Here is an 11,039-nt window from a genome sequence, read left to right as displayed (position 1 = left end):
TTTGTCGCGAGCGAAGCCGCTCGTGCACACGTCGCTGAATCGGAGGAATTTCATGGTGCTCTCCCCGATCAGTGGCGAGCGACGTGCTGCACGAAACGCATCATGTTGCAGGTGTAGCCGTACTCGTTGTCGTACCAGGCCACGACCTTGACGAAGGTGGTGTCCAGCGCGATGCCGGCGTCGGCGTCGAAGATGGAAGGCATGGAGCAGCCGCGGAAGTCGGTGGACACGACCTTGTCGCGGGTGTAGCCCAGAACGCCCTTGAGTGCGCCTTCGCTGGCGGCCTTCATGACCTGGCAGATGTCTTCGTAGCTGGCTTCCTGGTTCAGCTCGACGGTCAGGTCCACCACGGAAACGTCGGAGGTGGGCACGCGGAAGGCCATGCCGGTGAGCTTCTTGTTCAGCTCGGGCAGCACCACGCCCACCGCCTTGGCCGCACCGGTGCTGGAAGGAATGATGTTCTCCAGGATGCCGCGCCCGCCACGCCAGTCTTTGGACGAGGGGCCGTCCACGGTCTTCTGCGTCGCGGTGGCGGCGTGCACGGTGGTCATGAGACCGCGCTTGATGCCGAAGTTGTCGTTGAGCACCTTGGCCACGGGGGCCAGACAGTTGGTGGTGCAGGATGCGGCGGAGACGATGGCCTCGCCCGCGTACTTGGCGTGGTTCACGCCGTAGACGAACATCGGTGTCGCATCCTTCGATGGCGCGGACTGCACGACCTTCTTGGCACCGGCGTCGATGTGCTTCTGGCAGGTGTCTGCGGTGAGGAAGAAGCCGGTGGACTCGATCACGACGTCGGCACCGATGTCGTTCCACTGGAGGTTCGCCGGATCCTTTTCAGCGGTCAGGCGGATCTTCTTGCCATTGACCACGAGGTGGTTGCCCTCGACGGCCACCGTGCCCTGGAAACGGCCGTGCACGCTGTCGTACTGCAGCATGTAGGCCAGGTACTCGGGTTCGAGCAGGTCGTTGATGCCGACGACCTCGATGTCCTTGAACTCGGCTTCCTGCGTGACAGCGCGAAACACCATGCGCCCGATGCGGCCGAAGCCGTTGATGCCGATCTTGATGGTCATGAGAAGTCTCCTCGATGGATAAAGAAAATAAGAAAAGGCGTTCAGGCACTGGCCGCTGTGTCGCAGGCCGAGAGCAAGGTGGTCAACGCCGAAAAGTCGGGGATCACGCGATCCGGCTGGCAGGACTCTATGGGTTCGCCCATGTTGTATCCGTACGGTAGCGCCCAGACGGTGATGCCCGCATTGCGCGCGGTGGCCACGTCGATGCTGGAGTCGCCCACGAACAGTGCACGCCCGGGCGCCACACCGAAACGCCGCAGACAGTCGTGAATGCCGGCCGGGTCGGGCTTTTTCACCGGCAAGGTGTCGCCGCTGATCACGTGGTCCAGCAGCGGCGTGAGCTGGTGCGCGTCCAGCACGGTCTGGGTGTAGCGGCCTTCCTTGTTGGTCACCACCGCGAGCTTCACCCCGGCCGCGCGCAGCGCCTGCAGCGTCTCGCGCACATGGGGGTAGAGGTGGCTGCGCGTGCCGCAGCGTCGCTGGTAGTGCTGGGCGAACTCGGCTTCGATGGCGGGAAAGGCTTCGGCCTCGCGCACCTGCTGCGTGCTGGTGTTGAGCAGCTGGGCCAGGGCCTGGATCAACAGCTCGCGCGTGCCGTGACCGATCCAGTCATTCACGGCCTGCTGCGACACCGTGGGATGACCCAGGACGGTCAGTGTGTCGTTCACCGCGTCGGCAATCTCGGGCGCGGTCCCGATCAGCGTGCCGTCGAGATCGAACAGGATCAGGTCGTAGGGATAGGCCATCGTCATCTCAATGCATTCCAGGAACGATCTGGTCTGGCAAGGGCTGCTCGCGGCGGTGCGCAGCGCGGTGCACCAGGGTGCGCACCGCCTCGCTCACACGCGCGGCGGTGATGCCGAAGTGCTGGTACAGGTCTTTCGCCGGAGCGGACTCGCCAAACGTCGCAATACCCACCACCACACCGGTACGGCCCACATATTTGCGCCAGAAGTCCGGGTGCGCAGCCTCCACCGCCACCGTGGGCAGGGCCAGCGGCAGCACCATGTCCTGGTAGGCCTCGGACTGGCGGTCAAACACGTTGCTGCTGGGCATGGACACCACACGGGTGCTGATGCCTTCCAGCGCGAGCGCGGCATGGGCTTCCATCGCCAGCGAGGTTTCGGACCCCGTGGCCACGATGACGGCCTGCGGGTTCTTGCCTTCGGCCAACACGTAGCCGCCCTTGCGGATCTTCGCGACCATGGACACGTCGCTCAGGCGCGGCAGGTTCTGGCGCGAGAGGCACAGTGCGCTCGGGCCGTCCTTGCGCTCGATCGCGCAGGCCCAGGCCACGGCGGTCTCCAGGCCATCGGCCGGGCGCCACACATCCAGGCCGGGGATGATGCGCAGGCTGGGCACGTGTTCGACAGACTGGTGCGTCGGGCCGTCTTCGCCGAGACCGATGGAGTCGTGCGTGAACACGTGGATCACGCGTTGCTTCATCAGCGCGGCCATGCGGATGGCGTTGCGGCTGTAGTCGGAGAACGTGAGGAAGGTGCCACCGTAGGGGATATAGCCGCCGTGCAGGGCGATGCCGTTCATGATGGCGGCCATGCCGAATTCGCGCACGCCGTAGCTCAGGTGGTTGCCCCAGGCGTCGCGCCCGGCCTTCACGCAGCCCTTGAAGTTGGTGAGGTTGGAGCCGGTCAGGTCGGCGCTGCCGCCGAAGAATTCGGGCACCAGGGCGCTGAGCACGTCCAGCGCGTTCTGGCTGGCCTTGCGGGTGGCGAAGGCGTCGGCCTTGGCGGCAATGGCTTCCAGCACTTCAGGCAGCTTCTCGGCGAACGCAGGCAGCAGGTCGCCCGCCATGCGGCGCTCGAATTCGGCCGCTTCCAGCGGGTACTGCGTGCGGTAGGCCTCGAAGCGTTCGCGCCAGGCGCGTTCGGCGGCGGCGCCCCGTTCCACGGCGTTCCAGGCGTGCGCGATCTCGGTGGGGATCTCGAACGGTGGCGCGGTCCAGCCCAGCTCTTCGCGCGTGGCCGCCACCTCGGCAGCCCCCAACGCGGCGCCGTGCACATCGTGCGTGCCGGCCTTGTTGGGCGAGCCCATGCCGATCACGGTCTTGCAGCAGATCAGCGTGGGTTTGCCGTGCGGCAGCGCGCCCTGCTTCTTCGCTTCCAGCAGCGCGGCTTCGATGGCGGCGGGGTTGTGGCCGTCCACGTCGGGGATCACGTGCCAGCCGTAGGCCTCGAAGCGCTTGGGCGTGTCGTCGGTGAACCAGCCTTCGACGTGGCCGTCGATGGAGATGCCGTTGTCGTCGTAGAAGGCCACCAGCTTCGAGAGGCGCAGTGTGCCGGCCAGCGCGCAGGCCTCGTGGCTGATGCCTTCCATCATGCAGCCGTCGCCCAGGAAGGCGTAGGTGAAATGGTCGACGATGGTGTGGCTGACGTCCTCGTCTTCGCGGTTGAATTCCTGGGCGAGCAGCTTCTCGGCCAGCGCCATGCCCACCGCGTTGGTGATGCCCTGGCCCAGCGGGCCGGTGGTGGTTTCCACGCCGGGGGTGATGCCCACCTCGGGGTGGCCGGCGGTCTTGCTGTGCAACTGACGGAAGTTCTTCAGCTCGCTCATGGGCAGGTCGTAGCCGGTGAGGTGCAGCAGCGCGTAGATCAGCATCGAGCCGTGGCCGTTGGACAGCACGAAACGGTCGCGGTCGGGCCAGTGCGGGTTGGTCGGATTGTGTTTGAGGTGGCGGTTCCACAGCACCTCGGCAATGTCGGCCATGCCCATGGGTGCGCCAGGGTGGCCGCTCTTGGCTTTTTCCACCGCGTCCACAGCGAGCATGCGGATGGCGTTCGCCATCTGGCGGGCGAGTTCGGGAGAAGGGTTCTGCATACAGAGTCCTGAAGAAGAGAAAGGAAAGCAGAGAGAGGGGAAGCCAGTCCAGAACGCGGTGGAACCGGCTTCGCCGGGCCACTCGCGTTGCCCCCTGGGGGGTGACGCGCCGCAGGCGCGGCGCGGGGGGGGTCAACCAGCTCTTTTGCGCCGCTCGATCATTCGCCAGATGAACGGCGTGAAGATCAGCTGCATCGCCAGTTCCATCTTCCCGCCCGGCACCACGATGGTGTTGGCACGGCTCATCATGGAGCCATTGATCATGCTCAGCAGGTACTGGAAATCAATGCCCTTGGGCTGGGCGAAGCGGATCACCACCATGCTCTCGTCGGCGGTGGGCACGTCGCGCGCCACAAAGGGGTTGCTGGTGTCCACGATGGGCACGCGCTGGAAGTTCACGTGCGTGTGCTGGAACTGCGGGGTGATGTAGTTCACGTAGTCGGGCATGCGGCGCAGGATGGTGTCGGTCACCGCGTCGGCGCTGTAGCCGCGCATGTTCTTGTCGCGGTAGAGCTTCTGGATCCACTCCAGGTTGATCACGGGCACCACGCCCACCAGCAGGTCCGGGTACTGCGCCACGTTGTGTTCGGGCGTGACCACGGCGCCGTGCAGGCCTTCGTAGAACAGCATGTCGGTGTCTGGGGGCAGGTCTTCCCAGGGCGTGAAGGTGCCGGGCTCTTGCTGGTAGGGCGCGGCCTCTTCGGCGTTGTGCAGGTACTTGCGGCACTTGCCCTGGCCGGTTTCGCTGTAGGTGCGGAACAGGTTTTCGATGTCGCCAAACAGGTTGGCCTCGGCGCCGAAATGGCTGAAGTTGTTGTTGCCCGCCTTCTCCGCCTCGGCCGCCTTGACCTTCATTTCCTTGCGGTCGTAGCGGTGGAAGCTGTCGCCCTCGATGATGCCGGCCGTCACGTTCTCGCGGCGGAAGATGTTCTGGAAGGTGCGGGTGACGGTGGACGTACCAGCACCTGACGATCCAGTGATGGCGATGATGGGATGGCGTTCAGACATGAAGTTCTCCAAAAAACAAAATCAGTTCAGCAGAGGGGAAGCTCACCAAGGGCACCGCGGAACCGGCTTTGCCGGGCCGCCAGTGCCGCCCCCTTGAGGGGGTGACGCGCCCTTGGGCGCGGCGCGGGGGTGGTCAATCCCTGAAAAGGCTTCGCTCGGCGAACAGCGGATTGGCGTCGTCCTTGTAGGCACCTGGCTCGCGGTGGTAGCGCTCGATGCGCTCCACTTCGTTCTTCGAGCCGAACACAAAACCGATGCGCTGGTGCAGCGCGGTGGGCTTCACGGTCAGCATGGGCTCGCGGCCGGTGCTGGCGCGGCCGCCGGCCTGTTCGATGATCATGCCCACCGGGTTGGCTTCGTAGAGCAGGCGCAGGCGGCCGTTTTTGCTCGGGTCCTTGGTGTCGCGCGGGTACATGAAGACACCGCCGCGCATGAGGATGCGGTGCGCTTCGGCCACCATGCTGGCGATCCAGCGCATGTTGAAGTCCTTGCCGCGCGCGCCGGTCTTGCCGGCCAGGCACTCGTCCACATAACGTTTCACCGGCGTCTCCCAGAAGCGGCTGTTGGACGCGTTGATGGCGAACTCGTGCGTGTCTTCGGGGATCTGCAGGTTCGGGTGCGTGAGCATGAACTGGCCGAGGTTCGGGTCCAGCGTGAAGCCGGCCACGCCGTTGCCCACGGTCAGCACCAGCATGGTGGTGGGGCCGTAGAGCGCGTAGCCCGCGGCGAGCTGCTGTGTGCCGGGCTGCAGGAAATCGGCCGCGACCACGTCGCGCCCGCTGTCGATCGCGTCCTGCGGCGCGCGCAGCACGCTGAAGATGCTGCCCACGGTCACGTTCACGTCGATGTTGCTGGATCCGTCGAGCGGGTCGAACACCAACATGTATTTGCCGCGCTGCATGGTGGCCGGGATCTGGTACGGGTGGTCCATCTCTTCCGAGGCCATGCCCGCGAGGTGACCGCCCCATTCCGTCATCTGTGTGAAGTACTCGTTGCTGATGACGTCGAGCTTCTTCTGCTCTTCGCCCTGCACGTTGATGCTGGTGGTGACGTCGGGCGCGGGCTGGCCGAGCATGCTGCCGAGCTCCCCAAAGGCCACCGTGCGGGCGATGGCCTTGCAGGCCAGGGCCACGTCGAGCAGCAGCGCGTTGAAGTCGCCGCTGGCGCCGGGGAAGCGGCGGCGTTGTTCGATCAGGTATTGCGTGAGGGTGAAGCGGCGGCGCGTGGTCATGGAGGGCTTTCGTGGGAGTTGCTGGATTCGTTGAATGGCGGAGGTTCTCAGCGACGGGCCGCCCCAAGCTGAGAACGCACCCCCTCGGGGGGCAGCGACTCGCGAAGCGACGGAGCGTGGGGGCTGCCGTTCTTGCGGAGCTGCTTCATGACGGTGTGATAGCCGCCGTCGTTGTCGGGCGCGCCAAACACGGCGCTGCCGGCCACCAGGGTGTCGGCACCCGCGGCCACGATCTCGCCGATGTTGTCCACCTTCACACCACCGTCCACCTCGAGCCAGATGGGCTGGCCGCCCGCGGCCATGTGGGCGTCGATGCGGCGGCGCGCCTCGGCCAGTTTGGGCAAGGTGGACGCAATGAACTTCTGCCCGCCGAAACCGGGGTTCACGCTCATGAGCAGCACCAGGTCGAGCCGGTCCATCACGTGGTCCATCAGCGCCAGCGGTGTGGCCGGGTTGAACGCCAGGCCGGCCTTGCAGCCGTGGTCGCGGATCAGCTGCAGCGTGCGATCCACATGGCGGCTGGCCTCGGGGTGGAAGCAGATGAGGTTGGCGCCGGCCTTGGCGAACAGCGGGATCAGCGCGTCCACCGGCTCCACCATCAGGTGCACGTCGATGCCGATCTTCACGTGCGGGCGGATCGCCTCACACACCAGCGGGCCGATGGTGAGGTTGGGCACGTAGTGGTTGTCCATCACGTCGAAATGCACCAGGTCGGCCCCGGCGGCTTCGATGGCCCTCACCTCGGCACCCAGGCGGGCGAAGTCGGCGGAGAGGATGGAGGGTGCGATGCGGATGGACATGAACGGAGCCTGTGGGATGGGATAAGAAAAAGGGTTCAGCGCCCGTGCCACTGGCGCAGGCGGGCCACGTCCAGCGCGCCCAGATCGGGCACCACGCGCAGGGCGCCGGTGAAGTCGTGGTGGGCCGTGAAGCTGCTCGGGGTGATCACCGTGGGCAGGCCGGCCGCGGTGGCCGCGCGCAGGCCATTGGCCGAGTCTTCAAAGGCCACGCAGTCGGCCGCGCGCATGCCCAGGTCGGCCAGCACCTTCATGTAGACCTGCGGGTTGGGCTTCTTGACCGGCGCGTTGCTGGCGTCGCCAATGGACAGGAAATGCGAGCGCCAGTCCAGACCGATGGCCGAGCGCAGCAGCGCGGCGATGTTGACCGGCGAGGTCGTGGTGGCAATGGCCAGCTGCAGGCCCTGGCCCCGCGCTTCGCTCATGAGGGCCAGCACGCCAGGGCGCAGCGTGACCGCGCCGTTGTTGACCGCGTTTTCGTAATACGCGGTCTTGGTTTCGTGCAGGCGGTGGATGGTGTCGTTCACCGCGCCGGCGTCCACCTCGGTCATGTCCGGGTCCACCGTGCGCCAGTGGTGCAGCATGCGCTCCTTGCCGCCCGAGATGTCGAGCAGCCGCGTGTACTGCTCCACCGTCCAGTACCAGTCCAGCCCCTCTTGCCGGAACGCGTGGTTGAACGCTTCCAGGTGCACGCTTTCCGTGTCGGCCAGGGTGCCATCGACATCAAAAATCAGGGCCTTCAACATGTCCGTTCACCTTTTCAAAGACCGGGAATCCGGGGGGATGAACGGACTATAGGGAGTGACTTAAATAAGGTAAATTCACGATTTATTCAATTTCAGTTAAGTTATTGCTTAATGAAGAACGCCACCTTCCGCCAACTCAGGGTTTTCACCGAGGTCGCCAAGCACCTGAGCTTTGCCCGCGCGGCCGAGGTGCTGCACCTCTCGCCACCGGCCGTGACCATGCAGGTCAAGGAGCTCGAAGGCCATGTGGGCCTGCCGCTGTTCGAGCGCACCGGGCGGCAGGTGGCGCTGACCACGGCGGGCGAATACATGCTGGTCTACGCACGCAAGGTGCTCGCCACGCTGAAAGACGCCGAAGACGCCGCCGCGCGCCTGCAGCGGCTGGAGGTGGGCACGCTCACCATCGGCATGGTCAGCACCGCCAAGTACTTCCTGCCGCGGCTGCTGGCCGAGTTCCAGCGCGAACACGAGGGCGTGGAAATCCGGCTCGCCGTGGGCAACCGGGAGCAGTTGGTGAAGATGCTGCACGGCAACGAGGTGGACATCGCCATCATGGGCCGCCCGCCCAAGGAACTGGCCACGCGGGCCGAGCCCTTTGCCGCACACCCCCATGTGTTCGTGGCGCCCACCGACCACCCGCTGCTCAAGGTGGGCCATCCCACAGTGGACAGCCTGCGGCCCTACGGTTTCATCCTGCGCGAGCGCGGCTCGGGCACCCGTGCCGCGATGGAAAACTTTCTGGAGAAATCGCGCATGGAGCCGCGCGTGGTGATGGAGATGGGCAGCAACGAAACCATCAAACAGGCCGTGATGGCCGGCATGGGCATCAGCTTCCTCTCGCTGCACACCATCGGCCTGGAACTCGAACACGGGCTCATCGCCACGCTCGACGTGGAAGGCACGCCCATCGTGCGCGCCTGGAACGTGGTGCACACGCTCTCCAAGCTGCTCTCACCCGCGGCCGAGGCGTTTCGCTATTTCATGCTGGAACGCGCCGAGGGCCATCTGGCCGAAAAGTACGGCCGCCTGCTGACGCTGCCGCAGGCGGCGTGAGCCGGGCCGTGGCGTCGCCTCAGTGGCCGTCGTGCGAAGGCATGCGCGCGCCCACATGCACCTCGCCTCGCGCCTCGGCCAGTTCCACCTGGCGCTGGCGTTCGGCCAGGCCGGCCTTTTCCTCCGGTGTGCGCTGGTCGTGGCAATGCGGGCAGCTCACACCCTTGACGTACAGCGGCGACGCTTTTTCGGCCTCACCCAGTGGCCAGCGGCAGGAGCGGCACAACTCGTAGGGGCCGGGCCGCAGGCCATGGCCCACGCTCACGCGTTCGTCGAACACGAAGCATTCGCCCTCCCAGCTGCTCTGCGCGGGCGGGATCTCTTCGAGGTATTTGAGGATGCCGCCTTCGAGGTGGTAGACCTCGTCGAAACCCCGCATCTTCAGCAGCGCGGTGGACTTCTCGCAGCGGATGCCCCCGGTGCAGAACATCGCCACCCGGGGTTTTTGCCCACCCTGCAGCGCCGGCTGGGCATCGAGCCAGGCGGGCAGTTCGGTGAAGGTTTTGATGGCCGGGTTGATCGCGCCCTTGAACGTGCCGATGGCGACCTCGTAGTCGTTGCGGGTGTCGATCAGCAGCACGCCCGGGTCGGCCAGCAGGGCGTCCCAGTCCTGCGGTTTCACGTACTGGCCCACGGTCTTGTTCGGGTCCAGCCCGGGCACGTGCAGGCTCACGATCTCTTGCTTGAGCCGCACTTTCATGCGCAGGAACGGCGGGTGGCTGGCCCAGGCTTCCTTGTGCTGCAGCGCGGCGAGGCGCGGGTCGGCGCGCAGCCGGGCGAGCACCGCGCGCACCCCGGCTTCGGGGCCGGCGATGGTGCCGTTGATGCCCTCGCGGGCGAGCAGCAGCGTGCCCTTGACCTGGTTCGCCTCACAACAGGCCAGCAGCGGTTCGCGCAGGGCCGCGTGGTCGGGCAGGTCGACGAATTTGTAGAGCGCGGCGGTGAGGTAGCGCGCAGGCGCGGCCGGACTGGCGGAAGGGGTGGCGGGGGTGGTCACGGAAGCCATGGGGAATTATCGGCGCGCATGGGCTACAGCGCCTCGATGCGCGAGAGGTCGGGCCGCTGCAGCCAGTCGTCGAACTCGTCGGCCAGGCAGCGGCTCGCGGCGGTGGCCGCGCTCCAGACCTTCATGCGTGCGGCGATGTCCTGGCCGTAGCGCGCGAAGTCGGTGCGGTCCGGCAGGCGGCCGTTGGGCAGGGTCTGGACCCAGGCCGGGTCGGGGGCGATCACCAACATGTTGTCCAGCGCAGGGCTGCTGCGGTGGCGGCGCTTCCATGCCTTGTCGAGCCAGCCGGGCACCACGTTTTTCTGGAAGTGCGGGTAGAGCACGATGGGCGACGCGGCGGCGGGCTGGTAGCGCAGGTGCAGGTGGTAGTCGGTGATGCCACCGTCCCAGTAGGTGCCAGGTGGCGCGCCGGCAATGCCGTGCACCGGCCGCAGCATGAAGGGGATGGAGCAGCTGGCCTGCAGCGCGTCCATGAAGTTGTCGCCACGCAGCGGCACCTGGCGGGTGCGCAGGTCCTGCGTGGAGAACGGCAGCGGGGTGGCCTTGTCGCTGGTGGTGCCATCGCCCTCCATGTCGCTGTCGCGGGACGAGAACACCACCCGTTCCAGCCAGGCCCCGAGCGCCTTGCGGTGCACGGCGTTGGCCGCGAAGGCCCCCAGGTAGCCCAGCGGCGTGCGCCACCGGCCGTCCTGCGCCAGCACGTGCCGCCCGCGCGAGGCCACGAGGTGCAGCCGGTAGCGCGGGTGGCGCAGCACCTCGTCGATGCGTCCGCTGTAGAACTGCCGCAGGTTGGCGCCAAAGCGTGCGCTGATCTGGTCGGGACTGTGCCGCTTCTGGCCGGGCGGCAGCTCGTGGTGCTGGGCGATGTAGTCGCGCTCCAGCCGCGCCAGCGCGGCCAGGGGCTGGTCCAGGCAGGCGGTGGCCATGCGCCAGGCCCCGATGGACGCGCCCACCAGATGCACCGGCTGGGCGCTGTGCGTCAGCCAGTGGCCAAAGATGAAGCGGTCCAGCGGCCCGAGGATCAGGCCCTTGGGGCCGCCGGCCGCGGCGGGAATGATGCCCACGTCCCGCGCGCGCAGGCCGTGCTGTTCGATGTGGGAGCGGGCCGCGGGACCGGCGTAGAAGCGCAGGGAAGACATGGGAACGCAATGCAGACGAACAAGGGTGAATGAACGGCCGGTACCTGGGTCGGGAAAGACCTCGAATGGCCTGGGCATGGGCCTCCGGGTGACAGCCGATTGACAGCTGGCGCCCATGTAATGGAGCCCCGATTGGAACCGATACTCA

The 11,039-nt window shown here is 66.5% G+C and carries 10 protein-coding genes; 1 reads left to right on the top strand and 9 read right to left on the bottom strand.

All coding sequences use genetic code 11. The features are described from left to right. Window positions 1-68: 68 nt before the first annotated feature. The 7 genes from gap to HTA01S_RS14195 all read right to left on the bottom strand — a co-directional run bounded on the left by gap (window position 69) and on the right by HTA01S_RS14195 (window position 7,693). The gene (gene gap, locus HTA01S_RS14225; RefSeq protein ID WP_068172737.1) at window positions 69-1,076 is read right to left on the bottom strand and encodes a type I glyceraldehyde-3-phosphate dehydrogenase; all 1,008 of its coding nucleotides are present in this window, start codon (window positions 1,074-1,076) and stop codon (window positions 69-71) included. Between the two features lie 41 nt (window positions 1,077-1,117). Next, window positions 1,118-1,828, bottom strand: coding sequence for a phosphoglycolate phosphatase (locus HTA01S_RS14220; protein ID WP_245638091.1), 711 nt, complete (start codon window positions 1,826-1,828; stop codon window positions 1,118-1,120). A gap of 1 nt (window position 1,829) precedes the next feature. Continuing rightward, complete coding sequence (gene tkt, locus HTA01S_RS14215) at window positions 1,830-3,911, bottom strand: transketolase (RefSeq protein WP_068172734.1); 2,082 nt, start codon at window positions 3,909-3,911, stop codon at window positions 1,830-1,832. A 132-nt stretch (window positions 3,912-4,043) separates the two neighbouring features. After that, complete coding sequence (locus tag HTA01S_RS14210) at window positions 4,044-4,919, bottom strand: phosphoribulokinase (RefSeq protein WP_068172732.1); 876 nt, start codon at window positions 4,917-4,919, stop codon at window positions 4,044-4,046. 133 nt (window positions 4,920-5,052) lie between these two features. Then, on the bottom strand, window positions 5,053-6,150 hold the full coding sequence (locus HTA01S_RS14205; RefSeq protein WP_068172729.1) for a class 1 fructose-bisphosphatase: 1,098 nt from the start codon (window positions 6,148-6,150) through the stop codon (window positions 5,053-5,055). A 47-nt stretch (window positions 6,151-6,197) separates the two neighbouring features. Then, on the bottom strand, window positions 6,198-6,950 hold the full coding sequence (gene rpe / locus HTA01S_RS14200; RefSeq protein ID WP_084236115.1) for a ribulose-phosphate 3-epimerase: 753 nt from the start codon (window positions 6,948-6,950) through the stop codon (window positions 6,198-6,200). Window positions 6,951-6,985: 35 nt separating this feature from the next. Next, window positions 6,986-7,693, bottom strand: a complete 708-nt coding sequence (locus tag HTA01S_RS14195) for an HAD-IA family hydrolase (protein ID WP_068172727.1) — start codon at window positions 7,691-7,693, stop codon at window positions 6,986-6,988. Window positions 7,694-7,804: 111 nt separating this feature from the next. On the opposite strand from HTA01S_RS14195, the gene HTA01S_RS14190 reads away from it, so the two are divergent. Continuing rightward, the gene (locus tag HTA01S_RS14190; RefSeq protein WP_068172724.1) at window positions 7,805-8,746 is read left to right on the top strand and encodes a LysR family transcriptional regulator; all 942 of its coding nucleotides are present in this window, start codon (window positions 7,805-7,807) and stop codon (window positions 8,744-8,746) included. A gap of 19 nt (window positions 8,747-8,765) precedes the next feature. Here the strand turns inward: HTA01S_RS14190 and trhO are convergent, their stop codons facing one another. Both trhO and HTA01S_RS14180 read right to left on the bottom strand, forming a co-directional pair. After that, window positions 8,766-9,752 (bottom strand): oxygen-dependent tRNA uridine(34) hydroxylase TrhO, encoded by a 987-nt coding sequence (gene trhO / locus HTA01S_RS14185; RefSeq protein ID WP_068172721.1) that lies wholly within the window; start codon window positions 9,750-9,752, stop codon window positions 8,766-8,768. 23 nt (window positions 9,753-9,775) lie between these two features. After that, window positions 9,776-10,891, bottom strand: a complete 1,116-nt coding sequence (locus HTA01S_RS14180; protein WP_068172718.1) for a patatin-like phospholipase family protein — start codon at window positions 10,889-10,891, stop codon at window positions 9,776-9,778. Window positions 10,892-11,039 lie beyond the last annotated feature (148 nt).

The sequence above is a fragment of the Hydrogenophaga taeniospiralis CCUG 15921 genome (assembly GCF_001592305.1).
Taxonomy (GTDB): Bacteria; Pseudomonadota; Gammaproteobacteria; order Burkholderiales; family Burkholderiaceae_C; genus Hydrogenophaga; species Hydrogenophaga taeniospiralis.
Note: the sequence above shows the minus strand (reverse complement) of the source record. Positions and strands in the feature narration are given on the sequence as shown.